Here is a 22,547-nt window from a genome sequence, read left to right as displayed (position 1 = left end):
AACATGAAAAAGATGATCGTGCTGGCCGGCACCCTGACCTTACTCAGCGGCTGTGGTATCTGGCATAAACCCGCACCCGCGCCAGAGACGTTACATTACCAGTGTGGCACGCTGCCGCTGACGGTCACTCTGGACAACGCGAAGCAGCAGGTAAGCTTTATTCTGGACGGCAAACCGCTCACGCTGACCCAGACGGTGTCTGCCTCCGGCGCGCGTTACAGCGATGGGACCTACGTTTTCTGGTCAAAAGGCAATGGCGCCTTTGTTGAACGCAACGATAAAATCGTGATTAATGATTGTGAACTGCAGAACGCGGATGCCTCCGCACAGTAAGAGAGAACCGGGATACCAGCATGAGCGACAGTGACAGCTTGCAACACATTGCCCACCTGCGTCGGGAGTACACGCGCGGCGGGCTGCGGCGCAAAGATTTGCCAGATACGCCTCTGGCGCTGTTTGAGCAGTGGCTGCAGCAGGCGTGCGCCGCGCAGCTGCCCGATCCCACCGCCATGACGGTGGCGACGGTGGATAGCAGCGGCCAGCCCTATCAGCGCATCGTCCTGCTTAAACACTACGATGAGCAGGGCATGGTGTTTTACACCAACCTCGGCAGCCGTAAAGCGCTGCAGCTGGCGGACAATCCGCGTATTTCCCTGCATTTTCCCTGGCACTTCCTTGAGCGTCAGGTAATGGTGCTGGGCGAAGTGGAGAAACTGTCGCCGCTGGAAGTGCTGAAGTACTTCCACAGCCGTCCGCGAGACAGCCAGATTGGCGCCTGGGTATCGAAACAGTCGAGCCGGATTTCCGCGCGCGGCGTGCTCGAGGGCAAATTCCTTGAGCTCAAGCAGAAGTTTCAGCAGGGGGAAGTGCCGCTGCCGAGTTTCTGGGGCGGATTCCGTGTCAGATTCCACACCATGGAGTTCTGGCAGGGCGGCGAACATCGCCTGCATGACCGCTTCCTTTATCAGCGTGATGGCAGCGGCTGGACAATCGACCGTTTAGCACCGTAAAACTGCGTTTTATCCCCTTTCAGCGCTGGCGCACGGCTCGTCAGCGCTTTATGCTATAGCCCTCATTTTTTTCGTATCCGCACGTCAGCGGACAGCTGTGTACCAGCATAGGTGCAGTCTGATCAATTTGGAGTCAGTGATGACCAGCAGTAACCTGATACAACAATTGCAAGAGAGAGGCTTAGTAGCCCAGGTAACGGACGAGGAAGCGTTAGCAGAGCGGCTGGCGCAAGGGCCAATTGCACTCTATTGCGGCTTTGATCCCACCGCTGATAGCTTGCACTTGGGCCATCTGGTGCCGCTGCTGTGCCTGAAACGTTTCCAGGATGCCGGCCACAAGCCGGTGGCCCTGGTCGGCGGTGCCACCGGCCTGATCGGCGATCCCAGCTTTAAAGCGGCCGAACGTAAACTCAATACCACGGAAACTGTCAACGAGTGGGTAGAGAAGATCCGCAAACAGGTTGCGCCTTTCCTCGATTTTGACTGCGGCGACAACAGCGCCATCGCGGCCAACAACTATGACTGGTTTGGCGGCATGAACGTGCTGACCTTCCTGCGCGATATCGGTAAGCACTTCTCGGTCAACCAGATGATCAACCGTGAAGCGGTGAAGATGCGCCTGAACCGTGAAGATCAGGGCATCTCCTACACCGAGTTTTCCTACAACCTGCTGCAGGGTTACGACTTTGCCGAACTGAACAAGCGCTACGACGTGGTGCTGCAGATTGGCGGCTCCGACCAGTGGGGTAACATCACCTCCGGCATCGATCTGACGCGTCGTCTGCATCAGCAGCAGGCGTGGGGACTGACGGTGCCGCTGATCACCAAGTCGGACGGCACCAAATTTGGTAAAACCGAAGGTGGCGCGGTATGGCTGGATGCGAAGAAAACCAGTCCGTACAAGTTCTACCAGTTCTGGATCAACACCGCCGACGCCGACGTCTATCGTTTCCTGAAGTTCTTCACCTTTATGAGCATTGAAGAGATCAATGCGCTGGAAGAAGAAGACAAAACCAGTGGCAAAGCGCCGCGCGCGCAGTATGTGCTGGCAGAGCAGGTGACGCGTCTGGTGCACGGCGAAAGCGGTCTGAGCGCGGCGAAGCGCATCACCGACAGCCTGTTCTCCGGCAGTCTGAGCGACATGACCGAAGCGGACTTTGAGCAGCTTGCTCAGGATGGCATGCCGACCATTAGCCTGAAGGCGGACGACGATCTGCAACAGGCGCTCGTGGCGGCGGAACTGGTGCCGTCACGCGGCCAGGCGCGCACCATGATTGGCTCCAACGCGGTGTCTGTCAACGGTGAGAAACAATCTGATGCCGAGTATCGTTTCAGCGACAGCGACAAACTGTTTGGTCGTTACACGCTGCTGCGTCGCGGCAAAAAACACTACTGCCTGATTAGCTGGCAGTAAGGTGCAAGGGCCGGTCTCCGGCCCTTTTTTATGGCAAGCAGTACAGGGCAATAATGAAAAATATCCTCGCAATTCAGTCTCACGTGGTTTATGGCCACGCCGGTAACAGCGCGGCCGAATTCCCGATGCGACGCATGGGCGCCAACGTCTGGCCGTTAAACACCGTGCAGTTTTCCAATCACACCCAGTATGGTCACTGGACCGGCACCGTGATGCCCGCCACCCATCTGACCGATATCGTCAGCGGGATCGCCGCCATCGATCGTCTGAAAACCTGCGATGCGGTGCTGAGCGGCTATCTCGGCTCGGCGGAGCAGGGCGAACAGATCCTGGAAATCGTGCGTATGGTGAAGGCGGCTAATCCTGACGCCTGGTATTTCTGTGACCCGGTGATGGGCCATCCGGAAAAAGGCTGCATCGTCGCGCCCGGCGTAGCGGAGTTTCACTGCAAGCAGGCGATGCCGGCCAGCGATCTTATCGCGCCGAACCTGCTGGAGCTGGAGATGCTCAGTGGCCAGACGGTCGCTAACGTGGAGCAGGCGGTGGTTGCCGCTCGCGCATTGATTGCGCAGGGGCCGCGCGCGGTGCTGGTGAAACATCTGGCGCGCGCCGGACGCCGTAGCGATCGCTTTGAAATGCTGCTGGCCACCGCCGATCAGTGCTGGCACATCAGCCGTCCGCTGGTGGATTTTGGTGTGCGTCAGCCGGTGGGGGTTGGCGATCTGACCAGTGGCCTGCTGCTGGTTGACCTGCTGCACGGCAAATCGCTGCAGGATGCGCTGGAACATGTGACGGCGGCAGTATATGAAGTGATGCTGAAAACCCACGAGATGGGCGAGTATGAACTGCAACTGGTGGCGGCGCAGGATGCAATTGCGCAACCCACGCAGCACTTTGCGGCAGAACAGCTGTAATCGCTGTTAATTAACAGGCCGGCCAGCATGCCGGCCTATGGCGTCAGACCAGACCTTCAGCCTTCAGTGCGGCCTGAACCGCCGGCCGCGCGGCCACCCGCGCAAACCATGCCTCCAGCGCGCTCAAACCTTCGAGATTCAGTTTGATGGCTTTTGCCCAGCGCGTAACCACAAACAGATAGACATCGGCGACGGTGAAGCGTAACCCCATCAGCCACTGTTTATCCTGCAGCGCATCGTTAACGCGCTGAAATTTTTGCTCCAGCTGTGCACGCACTATGGCTTTGTACTCTTCCGGCGTATCCGGACGGAACAGCGGGGAAAAGGTTTTGTGCAATTCGCTGCTGATGTAGCTTAGCCACTCCAGCGTGTGGTAGCGCGTCAGGCTGCCGGTCGGTGCCAGCAGGTTGCGATCCGGCTTGAGATCCGCCAGATACTGCACAATCGCCACGCCTTCCGTCAGTATGCTGCCGTCATCAAACTGCAGCGCGGGAACCTGTCCTTTGGGGTTTATCTGCCAGTAATCTTCTCCGCGCTCGGTGACTTTCTTCTGCAGATCGACATTGACCTGCGTAAAATCCAGCCCGCATTCGCGCGCAACGATATGCGGCGAGAGCGAACAGGCACCGGGCTTACAATAGAGTTTCATCATGGCCTCTCCTGATGAGTTGTTGTGATGACAGCAGCATAAAACTGCCAGAAATTTTTACCAGTGACAGCGATCAGGAATTGCGGGCGGGCGCGGGAAATTCAGCGGCCGCCTGCAGTCGCGGCGGCAGTGCCGTGAGCGCGAAATCCCAGAAACAGCGTACCTTGGGCGCCATGTTTTTCACCCGCTGCGCCACCAGATGCACCGGCAGCGGTGCCGGCTCCCACTCGCTCAGCAGGCGGATCAGCGTGCCAGCCTGCAGTTCATCTATCACCTGATAAGACAACAGACGGCCAATGCCCTGGCCACTGCACAATGCATCCAGCTGGCTGGCGATATCATTGACGCGCAGGCGTGGGGTGATGCGCACACGCAGGTCGTGCGCGAAGCGCCACTCACGGGTATGGCGTACGCCTGCCACCAGCGCATGCATGCTGAGCTCAGCCGGATGGGCCGGGATTCCGGCCTGGCGAAGGTAGTCCGGGCTGGCGACCAGCATCGAGCGTACGCTGCCGACGTTGCGCGCCACCATCGACGAATCCTGCAACTCGCCAATGCGCACCGCAATATCCAGCCCGTTTTCAATCAGGTCCTGATAGCTGTCGCTAAGGATCAGTTCGATTTGCATTTCCGGATGCTGTTGCAGAAAGGCATTAACCAGCGGCATCACGTGGCGACGGCCACACATCACCGGGGCGGTGATGCGCAGCAGGCCTTGCAGTCCGCTGTGGTGGGCGCTGTCGAGCGCGCTCTGGTAATCGTTAAGCAAGCGCTGCGCCTGCTCAAACAGCTGCCAGCCGCTCTCGGTGGGCGCCAGCTGGCGCGTGGTGCGTTCAATCAGGGTGGTGCCGAAACGTGCTTCCAGCGCATTCAGCGTGCGGGTAATGACCGGCGGCGAACGCTGCAATACGCGCGCCGCGCCAGCCAGGCTGCCCTGCTGAATCACCGCAACAAACACCTGCAGCTCGTCAAATCTGTCCATGAGCCATTCCCGATCTCAGCCGTGCAAGGCGAGCATAAAAAGCGTGTTGCTTAAACTACAGCGGAAAGCGGGGGTTGTGAAGGGGGATAAAAAAAGCCGGGCTTAGCCCGGCTCAGAAACGATTACTGGTTAGCGCTGGCGCGCTTCAGTTCTGCCTGCGCATCATCCTGCGTCATGCGGTTGAGCAGCGGGGCGGTAATCAGCATCAGCAGGGCGATTACGCCAGTGGCGATACCAATCTGCTGGAACACCTGGCTATACACGGCCAGTGAGGCGTGAGGATCGGTGACGTTTTCCGGCACCGCCATCAGGTTCGCTACCTTACCGGCAATCATCGCGGCGCCAGCGGTGGTGAGGAACCAGGAGCCCATAATGAAGCCCATCAGACGTTGCGGCACCAGCTGCGCCACCATCGCCAGTCCGAGACCGGAGATCATCAGCTCACCGATACTCTGCAGCGCGTAGCTCAGAATCAGCCAGTTCACCGAAACGATACCTGCCTGGTTCGCGAATTTCGCGCCAAACGGCAGCACCAGGAACGCTGCAGAGCACAGCACCATGCCAATGGCAAACTTGTGCGGCATCGGCAATTTATCGCCAAGCTTGTTATAGACTGCCGCCAGAATCGGGCTGGCCACCATGATCCAGAATGGATTGAGCGCCTGGAACTGTTCCGGCTCAAAGGTGATACCGAGAATCGCGTGCTCGACGTTACGGATGGCGAAGAAGTTCAGCGAGGTTGGCATCTGCATGTACAGCACGAAGAACACAATAGCTTCGACCATCAGCAGGAATGCAACGATCATTTTGCGGCGTGCCGCACCGTGCAGCGCAAAGGCTTCTTTGGCAAACACCAGCACGATACCGATCGCGATCACGCCCAGCGTCATGCGGGCAATGCTCTGATGATGCAGCAGCCAGGTGGCCAGCGCGATCAGCGCAACCACGCCGACAAGGGTCATCAGCAGCTTACCGACCTGCAGCGGCGCAAAGTCTGGTTTGGAGCCGTAATTCTTCACCAGGCGCTGGCAGAACAGGAAGTTCAGCAGGGTGATCACCAGGCCCACCACCGACAGCGAAAACGCCGCGCCCCAGCCATATTTGGCCGCCAGCCACGGAGTCAGCATCATGGAGAACAGCGAACCGATGTTGATCGACATGTAGAACATGGTGAAAGCACCGTCGATGCGCGGATCGTCTTTCTCGTAGCAGGTCGACAGCAGTGAAGAAGGGTTAGCCTTGAACAACCCGCTACCCACGGCGATGGTCGCCATGCCGACATACACCATGGTGGTGTCATGACCGGAGAAGGCGATCATCGCATAGCCCAGCGCCAGCACAATGACGCCGAGAATAATCACGCGTTTGGTGCCGAGCACTTTGTCGCCCAGCCAGCCGCCAATGGCAACCAGGCCGTAAACCAGTGCGCTGAACGAAGTGAACAGGGTGATGGAGTCCGCTTCGGACATCCCCAGCTGTTTCACCAGATAGACCGCCATGATGGCTTGCAGACCGTAGTAGCCAAAACGCTCCCACAGTTCGATGGAGAAGATCAAATAGAACGCTTTCGGCTGACGGAAGGCGTTAAGGCTTACCGCCTCATCAGTGTGTTTGTTTGCAGTTGACACGTATACCTCAGTTTATACATCGCCTGTTTTACAACAGGAATTAAGTCTGCGTCGGGCTGGGTAATCCCGCGCAACATTGTTATTAGAAAGGAAAAACGGCGCCTAATTTGGCTGAATCAGGCCAACAGGGCAAGCATTTTCTGCACGCTGAAATACTTGTTACAGGCAGGGTTATAACCAGGATAATAACTTGTAAATCAGTGTTAAATATCACTACGTGACATTATAGCAGGATAATTGTTCTTGTTGCAGATCGGTTGATGGATTTTCCTGAGATAAACTGCTTTTCCTGCTCCGGGCAGGACATAATATTATCCAGCCTGTTCAGATGGATGATTCCCCTGATTTTTGCCGAAGAAGTAAGCGCAATTGTCTGATTGTTGAGCACAATAAGTAGCTGACGGTTCGCCGCAGGCTAATTTGTTGATCCTGCGCACAAAATTATCAATTAATTAGAAATGTAAAAAAAGAAAACGATTGCTGCTCTCCCGTTTGCCGACAATTTCACCACTTAATCGCGGCTTTCATTGTATAAGCTCTGCAACGCCCCCGGCGGCAGTGACCAGTTGCGCCAGGCAGGGGGAGGAGGGATTGCCGATCACCAGCCCTTAGACAGCCTGAAGAAATTGCTGTAACCTCGTTTTTTCCCTGCAAGGAACTCATCATGAAGCAGTCCGTTCGTGTCGCTCTCGTGGGCGATTACCGTGCCAGTGCCGTTGCGCACCAGGCTATTCCTCCCGCTGTTCAGCTTGCCGCAACCTCTCTCTCACTTAACGTAACCGCCGACTGGATCGCGACGCCGGAAATCGATCTGCCGCGTCTGCACGACTATGATGCCGTTTGGGTAGTGCCTGGCAGTCCCTTCCTGAATGATGCCGGCGTGTTCGACGTCATTCGCTGGGCGCGCGAAAGCGGTAAACCCTTTTTAGGCTCGTGCGCCGGCTTTCAGTATGCGGTGGTGGAGTACGCGCGCAACGTGCTGGGCTGGGAAGATGCTGGTCATGCCGAGACCGACCCTGACGCGCGTTGGGTGATTGCGCCACTGGCCTGCTCGCTGGTCGAGCAGCGCGGTGAGGTCACGTTTGAGCCGGGTTCGCGTATTGCTCAGGCCTACGGCGCGCTGCAGAGTAACGAAGGCTATCACTGCAACTTTGGCGTTAACGCTGAGTTCAGCGAGGCGCTGGCCACGCGCAATCTGCGTATTACCTCATGGGATCTGGAGGGGGATGTGCGCGGGGTAGAGCTGACCGATCATCCGTTCTTTGTCGCCACGCTGTTCCAGTCTGAACGCGCCGCGTTACAAAACCGGCTGTCACCGCTGGTCGTGGCGTGGCTGCAGGCGGCGCAATAACGGTTAATAAGCGATCTACGGCGCGCAGCGTCGCGCCGTTACCGATCAGTCGGTCTTTTCCGTGAACTCACACAAATCTTCAATCAGGCAGGAGCCGCAGCGCGGTTTACGCGCCACGCAGGTGTAGCGACCGTGCAGAATCAGCCAGTGATGGCAGTCAACCTTAAAGTCGGCAGGCACCACCTTGAGCAGCTTCTGTTCTACTTCCTCAACGTTTTTACCCGGCGCAAAGCGGGTGCGATTGCTGACGCGGAAAATGTGGGTATCCACGGCAATGGTGGGCCAGCCAAAGGCGGTATTGAGCACCACGTTGGCGGTTTTACGCCCGACGCCGGGCAGGGCTTCCAGTGCCGCGCGGTCTTCCGGCACCACACCGCCGTGCTGCTCCAGCAGGATGCGGCAGGTTTTGATGACGTTTTCTGCTTTGCTGTTAAACAGGCCAATGGTCTTGATGTACTCTTTAACGCCTTCCACGCCGAGCGCCAGCATTGCCGCTGGCGTATTGGCCACCGGATAGAGTCGGGCGGTGGCTTTGTTGACGCTGACATCGGTTGCCTGTGCCGACAACAGCACAGCGATCAGCAGCTCAAACGGTGAGCTGAAATTCAGTTCTGTGGTCGGATGAGGATTGGCGTCACGCAGCCGCGTGAGGATCTGCAGGCGTTTATCCTTATTCACACAGCCTTCCCGGTTTCGCCCTGCGGCGCGGCAGCAGCAGCGTCCAGCTGACGTGCGGCGCGCTGCTTCATTTTCTGATCGATCAGGTATTTGCCGGCCAGCAGCATACCGAGGCCGATAAACGCACCCGGCGGCAGCATCGCCAGCAGCATCGGTGAATCAAAATGCACCACTTCAATACGCAGCGCTTTAGCCCATGGCCCCAGCAGCTGATCAGCGCCGTTGAACAGCGTGCCGTTACCAATCAGTTCACGAATCGAACCCAGCGTCACCATCGCGCAGGTTGCGCCCATACCGATGGCAAAGCCATCCAGCGCGGAAAGGGGAATGCTGCTTTTCGATGCCACCGCTTCCGCGCGTCCCACCACAATGCAGTTGGTGACGATCAGCGGGATAAAGATGCCCAGCGACTGATACAGGCCATAGGCATAGGCGTTGATCAGCATCTGCACGCAGCTCACCACCGAGGCGATGATCATCACGTAGATCGGAATACGAATCTCACCCGGCACCCAGCGGCGCGAAGCGGAAATCGCACTGTTGGTGATGGTCAGTACCAGCGTGGTTGCCAGTCCGAGGCCCAGTGCGTTAGTGGCGGTTGAGGTCACCGCCAGCAGCGGACAGAGCCCCAGCAGCTGCACCAGCGCCGAGTTATTCTTCCACAGTCCGCCAATCAGTAAATTTTTCGCTTCACTCATGGTGCATCTCCACATTCAGGCAGCGAAGCGAGCTTCGCTGGCAGCGTTTCAATCAGCAGCGCCGTGCGTTTGGTGGCGTTGACCACCGCGCGCGGCGTGATGGTCGCGCCGGTAAACTGGTCAAATTCGCCACCGTCTTTTTTCACGGCAAAGGCTTTATCGTCGGCACCGTGCACCACTTTGCCGTTAAAACTGTTAATCCAGTCGGAAATTCGCAGCTCGATTTTATCACCCAGACCCGGCGTCTCATGATGTTCAATCACGCGTACGCCCAGCACTTTGCCGTGGAAATCGGCGCCGACCAGCATCTGTATCGCGCCAGAATAGCCGTCAGGGGCGGTGGTCTCAAGTGCGGCGGCCACCGGGTGATCCCCTTTGCGCGCCACATACAGATGATGCGGTTTTTCGTTGCCGAGCGCGCGGGCATCGGTCACCAGCAGACACTCCTGCTGAATATTGTTGTCGTACAAATCGGTGGGCACCACCTGGTCGAGCAGGTTTTTCTGCTGCAGCGCGGTCTGGTGATCGACCGTCGGTTTGGTGACATAGTTGACCACCGCCGTCACGCCGGTGGTGATCACGGCAAACATGCCCAGCGTGAACGCGTTTTTACGAATGGTTTCGATCATCATCAATCCCTGCGATGTCCATACACGCGCGGCTGCGTGTAGTAGTCAATCAGCGGCACGCAGATGTTGGCGAGCAGCACCGCGAAGGCGACGCCATCCGGATAGCCACCGAAGCTGCGAATCAGCCACACCAGCAGGCCAATCAGCGCACCGTAAATCAGCCGGCCACGGTTGGTGGTGGACGCGGTGACCGGATCGGTGGCAATAAAGAACGCACCGAGCATGGTCGCCCCGGAGAACAGATGCACCAGCGGCGAGTTCAGCGACTGCGGCGCGAACAGCCAGCCGAGCGTGGCGCACATCGCCAGCGACAGCAGGAAGCTGAACGGGATATGCCAGCGAATGGCGCTCTTCGCCAGCAGCAGCATGCCGCCGAGCAGATAGCCGAGATTGACCCACTGCCAGCCGAGGCCGGCCAGTACGCCGCCGTAAATCGGCTGGGCCAGCAGCTGTTCGGCGCTGTGCCCGGCGCGCAGGCCGGTTTTAAAGGTATCCAGCGGCGTGGCCTGGCTCACGCCATCCACACCCAACTGCAACTGCTGCATGGTGTCACCGGCCAGCGTGTGGCCGGTAAAAATCATACTGAGTGAGTCCATCAGGCCAGGTTTAATGGCCTGCAGGACATCCGGCGGCAGCCAGCTGGTCATCTGCACCGGGAAGGAGATCAGCAGTACCACATAACCGACCATGGCCGGATTGAACGGGTTCTGGCCGAGGCCGCCGTACAGTTGCTTGGCAATAACCACGGCAAATACGGTACCGAGCACCACCAGCCACCACGGCGCCAGCGGCGGCAGGCTGATGCCCAGCAGCAGCGCCGTCAGCAGGGCAGAGTTATCCGCCAGCGTGGGCACTACCGGCGCGTGACGCAGGCGCAGAATCGCGCCTTCGGTGATCCATGCGGTAGCGACCGCCAGCAGCACCTGAATCAGGAAGCCGATGCCAAAGAAATACCACTGTGCCGCCATGCCGGGCAGCGCGGCCAGCACCACCAGCAGCATGATGTTGCCAGTGCTGCGGCGGTTATGGGTATAAGGCGAACTTGCAATACGAAAAGCCATTTAGTCCTCAGTCGTCGAAGGCTGCTGCTGCGCTTTACGCGCTTTGGCACGGGCGACCGCTGCGGCAATCGCCGCTTTGCGTGGGTCGGCGGAGTCAGGAGAGGCAGCAGCCTCCACTTCAGGGGATGCGGCGGGTGCGTCGGCAGTCTGCTGCGCTGCTGCCGCGGCTTTCTTCGCTTTGGCTCGGGCAATTGCCGCTTCTACCGCCGCTTTGCGCGGATCGACCTCAGCCGCTGGCGTTTCCGCTGCCGGCTCAGCGTCCGTCGGCACCTGTGCCGCCGCCGCTTTCTTCGCTTTGGCACGGGCTATCGCCGCTTCAACCGCCGCTTTGCGTGGATCGACCTCAGCCGCTGGCGTTTCCGCTGCTGGCTCAGCGTCGGCCGGCGTCTGCGCGGCCGCAGCTTTCTTCGCTTTGGCACGGGCGATAGCGGCTTCGACTGCGGCTTTGCGCGGATCGATGTCTACCGCTGGCGCTGTTGCTGCCGGCTCAGCGTCGGCCGGCGTCTGCGCCGCCGCTTTCTTCGCTTTGGCACGCGCAATAGCGGCTTCAACTGCCGCTTTGCGCGGATCGCTTTCTGCGGTCGTGGTGTCAGCGGCTGGCTGCGCCGGCGCGGCCACTTTTTTCGCTTTAGCACGCGCAATGGCGGCTTCCACGGCGGCCTTGCGCGGGTCAATGGCCTGGCGGCTTAGCGGTTCGGTTTCAGCCTGCTTCTCGGCCTGCTGCGCCAGCGCCTGCGCATGGCGCGCTTCGCGTTCGGCGGCTTCCTGTTCCGGCGTCTTCGCCTGACGCGCTTTTACGCGCCCGGTTGCCGCTTCCAGCTCGGCTTTATCGCTGCGCGCAACCCGCTGTTTGGCCTGCTCGTGGCGCGCTTCCCGCGCCAGTTTTTCCCGCTCAAGGCGTGCCTGACGCGCTTCAAAGCGTGCTTTGGCTTCGGCGGTGCGTTTGGCCTCCAGATCGATGGCGCGCAGTTCGGCTTTTTCCTGACGGTAATACTGCACCAGCGGAATATTGCTGGGACAGACATACGCACAGGCACCGCACTCAATGCAGTCATCAATGTGATGGGCGCGCGCTTTGTCATGATCGCCACCCTGGCTGTACCAGTACAGCTGCTGCGGCAGCAGTTTTGCCGGGCAGGCGTCAGCGCAGGCGCTGCAACGGATGCAGGACTGTTCTTCCAGCGGTTGCCCCATCTCGCTGGCCGACGGTGCCAGAATACAGTTGGTGATCTTCACCACCGGCACGTTGAGGGACGGCAGGGTAAAGCCCATCAGCGGCCCGCCCATGATCACCATCTGGCGCGCACCCGGCGTGAAACCAACCTGTTGCAACAGATGGCTTACCGGGGTACCGAGACGGCCCCAGACATTACGTGGCCGGGCAATGGCCTCGCCGGTCAGCGTCACCACGCGTTCCGTAATCGGTTCGCCATCGACAATGGCGCGCTTCACCGCCCAGGCGGTGCCGACGTTCTGCATCAGCACGCCAATGTCGGTGGAGCGTCCGCCGTGCGGCACTTCCCGCCCGGTGAGAATTTTGGTCAGCTGTTTGGCGCCGCCGGAAGGGTACTTGGTTGGGATCACCCGCAGCTGCAGCTCGCGGTCACCGGCCAGCGCCTGTTTCAGCGCGGCAATCGCCTCCGGCTTATTGTCTTCAATGCCAATCAGCACGCGCTCCGCCTGCAGCACCCAGGCGAGGATGCGGCAGCCCTCCAGCACTTCCGCCGCACAATCCTGCATCAGGCGATCGTCCGCCGTGATGTAAGGTTCGCACTCGGCGGCGTTGATGATCAGCGTGTTGACGCCGCGCAGTCCGCCGCGCAGTTTGGTGGCGGTCGGGAAGCCCGCGCCGCCGAGGCCTGCAATACCGGCTTCGTGGATGCGTTTCACTACCGCGTGCCGACCCAGCGCGCGATAGTCCGGCTGCGGATCGAGCGGCATCCAGCGGTCTTCGCCATCGGCGCGCAGGAAAACGCACAGCTCGGACAGGCCGGAAGGGTGCGCCGTCATGTGTGGCGCGATGGCTTCAATGGTGCCGGAAGTGGGCGCGTGCACCGGCAGCATCCGGCCGCTGCCAAAGGTCAGCGGCTGGCCGCGCAGTACCTTATCGCCCGGCGCCACACAGATTTCGCCTTCGTGGCCGATATGCTGTTTCAACGGAATAATGAACTGTTCAGGCAGCGGGAGCTGGCTGAGCGGCGTGCCGCTGGACTGGGTTTTCATTTCCGGCGGGTGAATGCCGCCTTCGAAATCCCACAGCTTCTCTTTGCGCAGCAGCGATAACAGATTAAGCATGATGTTCTACCGGGATCACCCGTACAGGTATGGTGTCGAGATCCCACTTCCAGTTGGCCGTGGTGGTGGCAACCGGGCGCATCTCAATACAGTCGGTGGGACAGGGCGCGACGCACAGGTCGCAGCCGGTGCAGACATCGCTCAGCACGGTGTGCATGGCGCGCGTCGCACCGACGATGGCGTCAACCGGGCAGGCCTGAATACATTTGGTGCAGCCAATGCAGTTGGCTTCGTCAATCCACGCCACGGTGCGAACCGGCGTCAGCACCTCCGCGCCGCCGTCCAGCGGCTGCGGTTCAACGTTGAGCAGTTCGGCCAGCTTCAGCATGGTCTGTTCGCCGCCCGGCGCACATTTATTAATGGCTTCACCGTTATTGCCCACCGCATCGGCGTACGGACGGCAGCCGGGATAGCCACACTGGCCGCACTGGCTCTGCGGCAGAATGGCATCGATCTGCTCAACAATCGGGTCTTCTTCTACTTCAAAGCGGCGCGAGGCGTAGCCCAGCAGGGCACCAAACACCAGTGCCAGCGCCGCCAGAACAGCAATAGCAATCCAAATCGCGGTCATATCAGAATTTCACCAGACCGGTAAAGCCCATGAACGCCAGCGCCATCAGGCCAGCGGTGATCAGGGCAATGGAGTTTCCTTTGAACGGTGCCGGCACGTTGGCCAGCACCAGACGTTCACGCATGCCAGCGAAAAGCACCATCACCAGCGAAAAGCCGAGTGACGCACTGAAGCCGTACAGCGCCGCCTGCAGGAACGTGTGGTTGAGGTTGACGCTCAGCAGCGGCACGCCCAGCACTGCGCAGTTGGTGGTGATCAGCGGCAAAAAGATACCGAGCAGGCGATACAGCGACGGGCTGGTTTTACGCACCACCATTTCGGTGAACTGCACCACTACCGCAATCACCAGGATATAGGCCATGGTACGCAGGTACACCAGATCGAGCGGCAGCAGAATCAGGTGATTCACCAGCCAGGCGCAAATCGACGCCAGCGTAATGACGAAAGTGGTGGCAAGTCCCATGCCAATGGCCGTTTCCAGTTTTTTTGACACGCCCATAAAAGGGCAAAGGCCGAGGAATTTGACCAACACGAAGTTGTTCACCAGCACTGTGCCAATAAAGAGCAGTAAGTAATCGGTCATTTTTTAACCTGGGAAGCCGAAAGGCGTTTATTATCCGGAATTGAGAGGTGCATCTCAACCTTTGCGCGATTCGTGCGCTGGCTGAGAGCACTTAGGATTAAATTCCTGACGAAAAGAGCGTCATCAGGGCTGAATAAAGGTCTGTTTTACCCGCTGTGAGCGTTTGAAGTAGGGCACAAAGACTGCCGCCGAGAGCAGGGCCAGCAGCAGTGTCTGGATCGCTTTCCCATCGGCCACCGGCGTAAAAGCGAAGGTTTTCAGCGCCAGCAATACGGTCATCAGCAGCCAGAGAATGTAGTGACGTGGCAGACGGCGCGAACGCTGACAAAAGATCCAGCACACCCAGATGCTGTACAGCCACACCGCGGCGGCGGTGAGTAAGGACACCAGCCACTGCGTCATTAAAATACTGGCGTGAGAAAACAGCGTGGTGCGCAGTTCCGTGTCAAACAGCGGCCGCAGATAGAGCGCCACCACCAGCGCGCTGGTCAGCATCGTCATAATCAGCCAGGCAAGCGGCAGCAGCAGCCAGCCGGCAATACGCGGCGGGTTTACCGATTCGGACATGTTGTTCATCCTGATGTAAGAAAAAAGACGAGGCAGAGCGTACCATGTCCAAACGGGTCACGCCCGATTCGGACAGCGCACCAGGGGCAGAAACAGAGATAAGCGCGCTTTACACCACGTAGCGCCAGACGGATTTCGGCACACAGCCGAGGTCATACAGACGGCCACCTGAGGCGAGTTCAGCACGGCGGTGATCGGCGGCGCGGTACATATTAATGATCTCGTTATCATCAGTGAGCGAATAATTGAGGTGATCGTAGAGTTTTTCCAGACTCTCAAGATTATTCACTTTACGAAATTTCAGCAGGTAATCGAGCGCAGTCATGATTGCCATAAAAGATAGAGAACGGGGAAGTGCTCAAGTATAGGGAGCACGCGGCCAGAGTCCAGACACCGCGGTTAAAAAAATTCAAAATTCAGACAACGTGCGCTAATTCGCTCATCAAAAGGGACTTTTTTACGCTTTTATCTTTTTTAACGCGCATTTTCCTGCGCGTCAGGCGCGTTTTTGGCCCCGTTAACCGGGGGCTGGTGAGAAAATTTAACAGCTGCCTTAAACGGTATTCCAGACGCTATTTTTCGCACTTTTGTTGCGCTTATTTTGAAACGCAGCAGGCGCGAAAAAGCGATTTATCGGTAACGGGTGACGCACAAGGGTGCAGCTGTGATGAAACGTCAAATCGCAAGTGTGCGAATTATCACAAAACAGAACATTGCCTGCCGCCCGCATGAATAACCATTCTTTACGTGTCCGTTGTAATCGTTTCCAGTGCCTGCGGTCATAACCGCTTCTGTTTATTACAGTTATTTAACCTCCGCTGACATAAAGTTCAGGCGTTTTGTCCATAAGCTGAGTCAGCTGTCTGACACGCTGATACGCGTAACCCCTTTAATTCATTCTGTTTTGTGAGGTGTGTCGCGCTTGTTTTAGCGCAATTGCGCCAGGCTTGAAGCGCGTTTGTACCCCTACAGCACACTCCCTTCAGAGGAATGAAAATTATGTGGAAACGTTTACTCTTGACCACCATGGTCAGCGCCGCACTCAGCACATCGGTTCTGGCTGCCGACATGACGGTGGGCTTCTCGCAGGTCGGTTCTGAATCCGGCTGGCGTTCGGCCGAAACCAACGTGGCAAAAAGTGAAGCGCAAAAGCGCGGTATCACCCTGAAAATTGCCGATGGTCAGCAGAAGCAGGAGAACCAGATCAAAGCGGTGCGCTCGTTCATCGCTCAGGGCGTTGATGCCATCTTTATCGCGCCAGTGGTACAGACTGGCTGGGAACCGGTGCTGGAAGAGGCCAAAGACGCCAAAATTCCGGTGTTCCTGCTGGACCGCGCCATCGTGGTGAAAGATAAATCGCTGTACATGGCGGTGGTGACGGCCGACAACGTGCTGGAAGGCAAACTGATTGGTGACTGGCTGGTGAAAACCGTCGGTGACAAGCAGTGTAACGTGGTGGAACTGCAGGGTACCGTTGGTGCCAGCGTAGCGATCGACCGTAAGAAAGGCTTTGCCGAAGCCATCGCCGGCCACAACAACATCAAAGTGATTCGCTCGCAGTCCGGTGACTTTACCCGCAGTAAGGGTAAAGAGGTGATGGAGAGCTTCATCAAAGCCGAGAACAACGGCAAAAACATCTGCATGGTGTATGCGCATAACGATGACATGGCGATCGGCGCCATCCAGGCAATTAAAGAAGCCGGCCTGAAACCGGGCAAAGATATTCTCACCGGTTCGATTGATGGCGTGCCGGATATCTATAAAGCGATGCTGGCCGGTGAGGCTAATGCCAACGTTGAGCTGACGCCGGACATGGCCGGCCCGGCGTTTGATGCGCTGGAGAAATTCAAAAAAGACGGCACGCTGCCGCCGAAAATCATCAAAACCGAATCAAAACTGTTCTTACCGGCTGACGCTCAGGCGGAGCTGGATAAGAAAAAAGGCATGGGTTACTGATCCCCGCAACCGCCCTTCGGGGCGGTTTGTATGACGTAAGCGAGGCAGAATCTGATGAGCAGCTACGATGAAACACCCCTGCTGAGCCTCAACGGCATCAGCAAAGGCTTTCCCGGCGTCAAAGCGCTGGATAACGTGTCGTTCAGCATCCGCAAGGGCGAAATTATGGCGCTGCTGGGTGAGAACGGCGCGGGGAAATCGACCCTGATTAAAGTGCTGACCGGCGTCTACACGCGGGATGCCGGCACCATTACCCTCAACGGCGCGGTAATTGCGCCGCACAGTACCGCCGATGCGCAGCAGATGGGCATTGGTACCGTTTATCAGGAAGTGAATCTGCTGCCGAATATGTCGGTGGCGGATAACCTCTACATTGGCCGCGAGCCGCGCCGCTTCGGCATGATCGATCGCAAGCGCATGGTGCGCGACGCCGATGCGCTGATGCGCAACTACGGTTTTGCGCTGGATGTGACGCGTCCGCTCGGCCACTACTCGGTGGCGATGCAGCAGATCATTGCGATCTGCCGCGCAGTCGATCTCTCCGCGCAGGTACTGATTCTGGATGAACCGACTGCCAGCCTCGATGCCAGTGAAGTGGAGATGCTGTTTACCCTGATGGCGCAGCTGAAAGCCAAAGGCATGAGCCTGATTTTCGTCACCCACTTTCTCGACCAGGTGTACCGCATTACCGACCGGATTACCGTACTGCGCAACGGCCAGTTTATCGCCACGCGGGACACCGCCTCGCTGCCGCAGATTGAGCTAATTAAGCTGATGCTGGGGCGAGAGCTGCTGGAAACCGCACTGCAGCGCCAGGGCAGTACGTTACGCAGCAATCAGCCGGTGGTGTCATTTGAGGATTACGGCAAGAAAGGCACCATTGAACCGTTTAGCCTGCAGGTACGGCCGGGTGAAGTGGTGGGGCTGGCCGGACTGCTCGGCTCCGGGCGCACCGAGACCGCCGAGGTGCTGTTTGGCATCCGCCGCGCCGATCGCGGTACCGCCACCATCAAAGGCAAAGTGCAGCATATCCGCACGCCGGCCAAAGCCTCGCGTCTCGGCATGGGCTTCTGCCCGGAAGATCGTAAAACTGACGGCATCATCGGCGCGGCCTCGGTGCGGGAAAACATCATTCTGGCGCTGCAGGCGCAGCGTGGCTGGCTGCGGCCGATCAAACGTCGTGAGCAGCAGGCGATAGCCGAGCGTTTTATCAAGAGCCTGGGTATTCGTACGCCGCACGCCGACCAGCCGGTGGAGCTGCTGTCGGGTGGCAACCAGCAGAAGGTGCTGCTGTCACGCTGGCTGGTGACTAAACCACAGTTTCTGATTCTGGATGAGCCGACGCGCGGTATCGACGTAGGCGCCCACGCCGAGATCATTCGGCTGATAGAATCCCTGTGCGCCGACGGACTGGCGCTGCTGGTCATCTCCTCTGAACTGGAAGAGCTGGTGGGCTATGCCGATCGCGTGCTGATCATGCGCGATCTGAAGCAGGTCGCCGAAATTCCGCTGGAGCAGCTGTCGGTGGCGTCGATCGTCAACGCCATCGCGGACGGAGGAGCACAACATGCTTGAATCGCCTATGACACACGAAAAACCGGAACGGCGGAAGCCGAAGCTGCCGCCGGGCATGCCGCAGATCGTCGCGCTGATTCTGGTGCTGCTGATCGACAGCCTGGTGGCGAATAACTTTTTTGCTATTCACATTCAGGACGGGCGGTTATTCGGCAGCCCGATTGACATTCTCAACCGCGCCGCGCCGGTGGCGCTGCTGGCGATTGGTATGACGCTGGTGATCGCCACCGGCGGGATCGATTTGTCGGTGGGCGCGGTAATGGCGATTGCCGGCGCGACGGCGGCGACGCTGACGGTGGCGGGGCACAGCCTGAGTTTTATTATTCTGGCTACGCTCGGGACCGGGCTACTGTGCGGCCTGTGGAACGGCGTGCTGGTAGCGCTGCTGAAGATTCAGCCGTTTGTCGCCACGCTGATTCTGATGGTGGCCGGGCGCGGCATCGCGCAGCTGATCACCCAGGGACAGATCGTCACCTTCAACAGTGACAGCCTCGCGTGGTTTGGCAGCGGTTCGCTGTGGCTACTGCCGGTACCGGTGTGGATTACCCTGCTGGTGGCGGTAGCGGTATGGCTGCTGACGCGCAAAACCGCGCTTGGCCTGTTCATCGAAGCAGTAGGCATCAACCTGCGCGCGGCGCGCAATGCCGGGGTGACCGGCTGGCTGGTGGTGATGTCCACCTACGCCATCAGCGGCGTGTGTGCGGCGGTAGCCGGGCTGATTGTCGCCGCTGATATTCGCGGTGCCGATGCCAACAATGCCGGGTTGTGGCTGGAGCTGGACGCCATTCTGGCGGTGGTGATTGGTGGCGCCTCGCTGATGGGCGGGCGTTTTAACCTGGTGCTGTCGCTGGTTGGTGCGCTGATTATCCAGTCAATGAATACCGGCATCCTGCTGTCAGGTTTTCCGCCGGAGCTGAACCAGGTGGTGAAAGCGGTAGTGGTGATGTGCGTACTGCTGCTGCAGTCGCCGCGCTTTATCGCCATGCTGAAGGGGAGACGTAAACCATGATCAAGCGTCATTTACCGTTAATGATTACCCTGCTGGTGTTTGTCGCAGGCTACCTGTTCTGCCTCAGCCAGTTCCCCGGCTTTGCCTCAACGCGGGTGATTTGCAACATCCTCACGGATAATGCGTTTCTCGGCATCATCGCCGTCGGCATGACGTTTGTGATTTTGTCCGGCGGCATCGATCTGTCCGTTGGCGCGGTGATCGCCTTCACCGGCGTGTTCCTGGCGCGCATCATCGGCGACTACCATGTCGATCCGCTGCTGGCCTTTGCATTGATTCTGGCGGCAGGCGCGCTGTTTGGTGCCATGATGGGCTGGCTGATTGATGCATTAAAAATCCCGGCCTTTATCATTACGCTCGCCGGGATGTTTTTCCTGCGCGGCTGCAGCTATCTGGTGTCGGAGAACTCGATTCCTATCGATCATCCGCTGTATACCACGCTGTCGAGCCTGGCGTGGAAAATTCCCGGCGGCGGACGTCTCAGCCTGCTGGCGGTGATTATGCTGGTGGTGGTGGCGGGGGGCATTCTGCTGGCGCACCGTACGCGCTTCGGTAATCAGGTGTACGCCATTGGCGGCAATCTGACGTCGGCTCAGCTGATGGGCGTGTCGACGCGCGCCACCACGATTAAGATTTATATGCTGTCGACCACGCTGGCGACGCTGGCAGGCATCGTATTTTCCATTTACACCTCGGCCGGCTACGCGCTGGCCGGGCTGGGCGTCGAGCTGGATGCCATTGCTTCAGTGGTGATTGGCGGTACGCTGCTGTCGGGGGGCGTCGGTACGGTGCTGGGCACGCTGTTCGGGGTGCTGATTCAGGGGTTGATTCAGACATGGATTAACTTCGACGGCACGCTGAGTTCGTGGTGGACCAAAATCGCCATCGGTATTCTGCTGTTTGCCTTCATTGCGCTGCAGCGTCTGCTGACGGTGATGTGGGACCGCCAGCAGAACGCGCCGGTTAAGCGTTTGACGTCTTAGGCGTGATCGCATGTGTGTTAAGAGGTGCGCAAACTGGCGCACCTTTTTTTATGCTCAGATTCGTGAATGTTTGGTGAGGTTGCTGTTTTAGCGCTAAGAGTCGTGAAAGTTTGGTGGGTTTGCTGTTAATTGGGTGCCCGGCCCCATTAAGGCCAGCCCGATCGCAAAGAAACCCCGCATCCATGCCGATCGGCCGCGCCATCCCTGGCGCGGACGCTTTGCTATTCGGGCTGGTCTTGATGGGACAGTTAAGTTGTTCATCGCTGTAATTAATGCGCTGCGCGGCGTTTAAATCTGACCACTCGCAGCACACGGATATGAAGGAAATAAAAGCGGGCAGTGGAGTAAAGCGTACGCCGCAGGGATGCGGCGGTCGAGGCGACAGGGAGGTATTCACGCCGGCTTTACATAACGCCTGCCTTTGTTGACTGGACCGCACGTTTTAAGCCCAAAAAAAGCCGCGATACACTCGCGGCTTACTTCAACATCTCAGGCAATTAACGTTGCAGGCGGTAGTACGCGTCGTTCCAGCGCAGCGCATCTTTGAAGGCCGGCAGGCGCGTCTCGTCATCAATCACCAGTACTTCGATGCCGTGCAGTTCGCCGTACAGGTACATATCCTCAACATCCAGCGCCTGGCTGAACACCGTATGGTGTGCGCCGCCCGCCAGGATCCACGCTTCAGAAGCGGTGGCCAGCGACGGCTGTGCGCGCCACAGCGCGCGTGCCACCGGCAGCTTCGGCAGCGCCTGCGGCTGTTCAATGGTATCGACCACGTTGACCAGCAGACGGAAGCGGTCGCCCATGTCGATGACGCTGGCGTTCACCGCGCGACCCGCCGGCGTCGAGAAAATCAGACGCGCCGGATCGGCTTTGCCACCAATGCCGAGGAACTGCACATCAATCAGCGGCTTCTCTTCTTTGGCGATCGACGGGCACACTTCCAGCATGTGCGAGCCCAGTACCAGCTCGTTGCCCGGCGCGAAGTGGTAGGTGTAATCCTCCATAAACGAGGTGCCGCCGGCGCGCGTGCCGGCCTGTACTTTCAGGATGTGCAGCAGCGCGGCGGTTTTCCAGTCGCCTTCACCGGCGAAACCGTAGCCCTGAGCCATCAGGCGCTGAACCGCCAGACCGGGCAGCTGGGTCATACCGTGCAGCGTCTGGAAATTGGTGGTAAAGGCTTTACAGCCTTCGCTATCGAGGAAGCGCTTAAGGCCCAGCTCAATGCGTGCGGCATCCAGCACATTCTGCCGCTTGTCGCCGTTTACAGACGCCGCTGCGCTGAACAGATACTGGCTCTCGTATTCGTCGACCAGCGCGTTGACATCACCGTCGCTGACGCTGTTCACCACCTCAACCAGATCGCCGACGCCCCAGCCGTTAACCGCATAGCCAAACTGAATCTGCGCTGCCACTTTATCGCCTTCGGTGACCGCCACTTCGCGCATATTGTCACCGAAGCGCGCCACTTTCAGCTGCTGGCTGGCCTGCTTCGCCAGGGCGGCATTGATCCAGCGCGCAATACGCTGCTGGCTGGTTTTATCCTGCCAGTGACCGGTCACTACGCTGTGCTGCAGACCCATGCGCGCGCCAATGAAGCCGAACTCACGGCCGCCGTGCGCGGTCTGGTTCAGGTTCATGAAGTCCATGTCCATGCTGTCCCACGGAATTTCCGCATTGAACTGGGTATGAAACTGCAGCAGCGGTTTATGCAAAATACTCAGTCCGCCAATCCACATTTTTGCCGGCGAAAAGGTGTGCAGCCAGGTAATGATACCGACGCACTGACTGTCGTGATTGGCCTCGCGGCACAGCGCAAGCGCTTCATCCGGTGATTTCACCAGCGGCTTCAGCTCAAGCGGCACCGGCAGCGTACCGGCCTGGTTGAGGCCGTTCATCACCTGGCGCGCATGCTGCTCAACCTGGCGCAGGGTTTCCGCTCCGTAGAGATGCTGTGTACCAATCACAAACCAGACTTTCTGTTCCATTCATCG

General features: G+C 58.6%; 22 protein-coding genes. 9 read left to right on the top strand and 13 right to left on the bottom strand.

The window, feature by feature from the left end:
* Nucleotides 1-3: 3 nt before the first annotated feature.
* The 4 genes from ABVR31_RS10510 (at nt 4) to pdxY (ending at nt 3,338) form a co-directional block, all read left to right on the top strand.
* A complete protein-coding gene (locus ABVR31_RS10510; RefSeq protein ID WP_021506202.1) occupies nt 4-333 on the top strand; it encodes an MliC family protein in 330 nt (109 codons plus the stop codon).
* Between the two features lie 20 nt (nt 334-353).
* Entirely contained in the window at nt 354-1,010 is a 657-nt protein-coding gene (gene pdxH / locus ABVR31_RS10505) for a pyridoxamine 5'-phosphate oxidase (RefSeq protein WP_021506201.1), read from the top strand.
* A 139-nt stretch (nt 1,011-1,149) separates the two neighbouring features.
* On the top strand, nt 1,150-2,424 hold the full coding sequence (gene tyrS, locus ABVR31_RS10500; RefSeq protein WP_059011053.1) for a tyrosine--tRNA ligase: 1,275 nt from the start codon (nt 1,150-1,152) through the stop codon (nt 2,422-2,424).
* Nucleotides 2,425-2,477: 53 nt separating this feature from the next.
* Entirely contained in the window at nt 2,478-3,338 is an 861-nt protein-coding gene (gene pdxY, locus ABVR31_RS10495; protein WP_222950998.1) for a pyridoxal kinase PdxY, read from the top strand.
* A 43-nt stretch (nt 3,339-3,381) separates the two neighbouring features.
* On the opposite strand, the gene gstA is transcribed toward pdxY, so the two are convergent.
* The 3 genes from gstA to dtpA form a co-directional block, all read right to left on the bottom strand.
* Entirely contained in the window at nt 3,382-3,987 is a 606-nt protein-coding gene (gstA, locus tag ABVR31_RS10490; protein ID WP_031279159.1) for a glutathione transferase GstA, read from the bottom strand.
* Nucleotides 3,988-4,060: 73 nt separating this feature from the next.
* A complete protein-coding gene (locus tag ABVR31_RS10485) occupies nt 4,061-4,969 on the bottom strand; it encodes a LysR family transcriptional regulator (protein WP_372772682.1) in 909 nt (302 codons plus the stop codon).
* A gap of 122 nt (nt 4,970-5,091) precedes the next feature.
* On the bottom strand, nt 5,092-6,597 hold the full coding sequence (gene dtpA, locus ABVR31_RS10480; RefSeq protein ID WP_058757699.1) for a dipeptide/tripeptide permease DtpA: 1,506 nt from the start codon (nt 6,595-6,597) through the stop codon (nt 5,092-5,094).
* Between the two features lie 664 nt (nt 6,598-7,261).
* On the opposite strand from dtpA, the gene ABVR31_RS10475 reads away from it, so the two are divergent.
* Nucleotides 7,262-7,948, top strand: coding sequence for a CTP synthase (locus ABVR31_RS10475; protein WP_127834031.1), 687 nt, complete (start codon nt 7,262-7,264; stop codon nt 7,946-7,948).
* 45 nt (nt 7,949-7,993) lie between these two features.
* Here ABVR31_RS10475 and nth read toward each other — a convergent pair whose 3' ends face one another.
* The 9 genes from nth to ydgT form a co-directional block, all read right to left on the bottom strand.
* Complete coding sequence (nth, locus tag ABVR31_RS10470) at nt 7,994-8,626, bottom strand: endonuclease III (protein ID WP_021506194.1); 633 nt, start codon at nt 8,624-8,626, stop codon at nt 7,994-7,996.
* Nucleotides 8,623-9,324, bottom strand: coding sequence for an electron transport complex subunit E (locus ABVR31_RS10465; RefSeq protein ID WP_058757701.1), 702 nt, complete (start codon nt 9,322-9,324; stop codon nt 8,623-8,625). The genes nth and ABVR31_RS10465 overlap by 4 nt, the downstream gene beginning before the upstream one ends.
* Nucleotides 9,321-9,953 carry an electron transport complex subunit RsxG gene (gene rsxG, locus ABVR31_RS10460; RefSeq protein ID WP_372774019.1) on the bottom strand — a complete coding sequence of 211 codons (633 nt, stop codon included), beginning with the start codon at nt 9,951-9,953 and terminating at the stop codon, nt 9,321-9,323. Before rsxG ends, ABVR31_RS10465 begins: the two co-directional genes overlap by 4 nt.
* A 2-nt stretch (nt 9,954-9,955) precedes the next feature.
* Nucleotides 9,956-11,014: an electron transport complex subunit RsxD gene (rsxD, locus tag ABVR31_RS10455; protein ID WP_372772679.1), complete on the bottom strand. Its 1,059-nt coding sequence runs from the start codon at nt 11,012-11,014 to the stop codon at nt 9,956-9,958.
* Nucleotides 11,015-13,309 carry an electron transport complex subunit RsxC gene (gene rsxC / locus ABVR31_RS10450; RefSeq protein WP_372772677.1) on the bottom strand — a complete coding sequence of 765 codons (2,295 nt, stop codon included), beginning with the start codon at nt 13,307-13,309 and terminating at the stop codon, nt 11,015-11,017.
* Nucleotides 13,302-13,880 (bottom strand): electron transport complex subunit RsxB, encoded by a 579-nt coding sequence (rsxB, locus tag ABVR31_RS10445; protein WP_021506189.1) that lies wholly within the window; start codon nt 13,878-13,880, stop codon nt 13,302-13,304. Before rsxB ends, rsxC begins: the two co-directional genes overlap by 8 nt.
* Before the next feature lies 1 nt (nt 13,881).
* Nucleotides 13,882-14,463 carry an electron transport complex subunit RsxA gene (gene rsxA, locus ABVR31_RS10440; protein WP_010618951.1) on the bottom strand — a complete coding sequence of 194 codons (582 nt, stop codon included), beginning with the start codon at nt 14,461-14,463 and terminating at the stop codon, nt 13,882-13,884.
* A gap of 123 nt (nt 14,464-14,586) precedes the next feature.
* A complete protein-coding gene (locus ABVR31_RS10435; protein ID WP_058758460.1) occupies nt 14,587-15,030 on the bottom strand; it encodes a DUF2569 domain-containing protein in 444 nt (147 codons plus the stop codon).
* Nucleotides 15,031-15,139: 109 nt separating this feature from the next.
* The gene (gene ydgT / locus ABVR31_RS10430) at nt 15,140-15,355 is read right to left on the bottom strand and encodes a transcription modulator YdgT (RefSeq protein ID WP_010618950.1); all 216 of its coding nucleotides are present in this window, start codon (nt 15,353-15,355) and stop codon (nt 15,140-15,142) included.
* A gap of 674 nt (nt 15,356-16,029) precedes the next feature.
* Between ydgT and ytfQ the strand changes: the two genes are divergently transcribed.
* Genes ytfQ through yjfF form a run of 4 tightly spaced genes read left to right on the top strand, consistent with a single transcriptional unit; the run spans nt 16,030 to nt 20,553 of the window.
* Nucleotides 16,030-16,986, top strand: a complete 957-nt coding sequence (ytfQ, locus tag ABVR31_RS10425) for a galactofuranose ABC transporter, galactofuranose-binding protein YtfQ (protein WP_021506185.1) — start codon at nt 16,030-16,032, stop codon at nt 16,984-16,986.
* A gap of 54 nt (nt 16,987-17,040) precedes the next feature.
* Nucleotides 17,041-18,561 (top strand): sugar ABC transporter ATP-binding protein, encoded by a 1,521-nt coding sequence (locus ABVR31_RS10420; protein ID WP_021506184.1) that lies wholly within the window; start codon nt 17,041-17,043, stop codon nt 18,559-18,561.
* On the top strand, nt 18,554-19,570 hold the full coding sequence (gene ytfT / locus ABVR31_RS10415) for a galactofuranose ABC transporter, ATP-binding protein YtfT (protein WP_058758461.1): 1,017 nt from the start codon (nt 18,554-18,556) through the stop codon (nt 19,568-19,570). Before ABVR31_RS10420 ends, ytfT begins: the two co-directional genes overlap by 8 nt.
* A complete protein-coding gene (gene yjfF / locus ABVR31_RS10410; RefSeq protein ID WP_021506182.1) occupies nt 19,567-20,553 on the top strand; it encodes a galactofuranose ABC transporter, permease protein YjfF in 987 nt (328 codons plus the stop codon). Before ytfT ends, yjfF begins: the two co-directional genes overlap by 4 nt.
* A 497-nt stretch (nt 20,554-21,050) precedes the next feature.
* Here the strand turns inward: yjfF and araA are convergent, their stop codons facing one another.
* Nucleotides 21,051-22,541 (bottom strand): L-arabinose isomerase, encoded by a 1,491-nt coding sequence (araA, locus tag ABVR31_RS10405; protein ID WP_372772673.1) that lies wholly within the window; start codon nt 22,539-22,541, stop codon nt 21,051-21,053.
* Nucleotides 22,542-22,547: the final 6 nt, after the last annotated feature.

The organism is Pantoea sp. WEP, assembly GCF_041678305.1.
GTDB lineage: Bacteria > Pseudomonadota > Gammaproteobacteria > Enterobacterales > Enterobacteriaceae > Pantoea > Pantoea dispersa.
Note: the sequence above shows the minus strand (reverse complement) of the source record. Positions and strands in the feature narration are given on the sequence as shown.

Bases quoted from the DNA above. Each gene is read 5' to 3' on its own strand.
- ABVR31_RS10475 (WP_127834031.1), top strand. From the start codon at position 7,262: ATGAAGCAGTCCGTTCGTGTCGCTCTCGTGGGCGATTACCGTGCCAGT.
- ABVR31_RS10420 (WP_021506184.1), top strand. From the start codon at position 17,041: ATGAGCAGCTACGATGAAACACCCCTGCTGAGCCTCAACGGCATCAGC.
- araA (WP_372772673.1), bottom strand. From the start codon at position 22,541: ATGGAACAGAAAGTCTGGTTTGTGATTGGTACACAGCATCTCTACGGA.
- ABVR31_RS10435 (WP_058758460.1), bottom strand. From the start codon at position 15,030: ATGTCCGAATCGGTAAACCCGCCGCGTATTGCCGGCTGGCTGCTGCTG.
- ytfQ (WP_021506185.1), top strand. From the start codon at position 16,030: ATGTGGAAACGTTTACTCTTGACCACCATGGTCAGCGCCGCACTCAGC.
- pdxH (WP_021506201.1), top strand. From the start codon at position 354: ATGAGCGACAGTGACAGCTTGCAACACATTGCCCACCTGCGTCGGGAG.
- pdxY (WP_222950998.1), top strand. From the start codon at position 2,478: ATGAAAAATATCCTCGCAATTCAGTCTCACGTGGTTTATGGCCACGCC.
- rsxG (WP_372774019.1), bottom strand. From the start codon at position 9,953: ATGATCGAAACCATTCGTAAAAACGCGTTCACGCTGGGCATGTTTGCC.
- ABVR31_RS10510 (WP_021506202.1), top strand. From the start codon at position 4: ATGAAAAAGATGATCGTGCTGGCCGGCACCCTGACCTTACTCAGCGGC.
- gstA (WP_031279159.1), bottom strand. From the start codon at position 3,987: ATGAAACTCTATTGTAAGCCCGGTGCCTGTTCGCTCTCGCCGCATATC.
- rsxB (WP_021506189.1), bottom strand. From the start codon at position 13,880: ATGACCGCGATTTGGATTGCTATTGCTGTTCTGGCGGCGCTGGCACTG.
- ytfT (WP_058758461.1), top strand. From the start codon at position 18,554: ATGCTTGAATCGCCTATGACACACGAAAAACCGGAACGGCGGAAGCCG.
- rsxD (WP_372772679.1), bottom strand. From the start codon at position 11,014: ATGGCTTTTCGTATTGCAAGTTCGCCTTATACCCATAACCGCCGCAGC.
- tyrS (WP_059011053.1), top strand. From the start codon at position 1,150: ATGACCAGCAGTAACCTGATACAACAATTGCAAGAGAGAGGCTTAGTA.
- ABVR31_RS10485 (WP_372772682.1), bottom strand. From the start codon at position 4,969: ATGGACAGATTTGACGAGCTGCAGGTGTTTGTTGCGGTGATTCAGCAG.
- rsxA (WP_010618951.1), bottom strand. From the start codon at position 14,463: ATGACCGATTACTTACTGCTCTTTATTGGCACAGTGCTGGTGAACAAC.
- rsxC (WP_372772677.1), bottom strand. From the start codon at position 13,309: ATGCTTAATCTGTTATCGCTGCTGCGCAAAGAGAAGCTGTGGGATTTC.
- yjfF (WP_021506182.1), top strand. From the start codon at position 19,567: ATGATCAAGCGTCATTTACCGTTAATGATTACCCTGCTGGTGTTTGTC.
- ydgT (WP_010618950.1), bottom strand. From the start codon at position 15,355: ATGACTGCGCTCGATTACCTGCTGAAATTTCGTAAAGTGAATAATCTT.
- ABVR31_RS10465 (WP_058757701.1), bottom strand. From the start codon at position 9,324: ATGAGTGAAGCGAAAAATTTACTGATTGGCGGACTGTGGAAGAATAAC.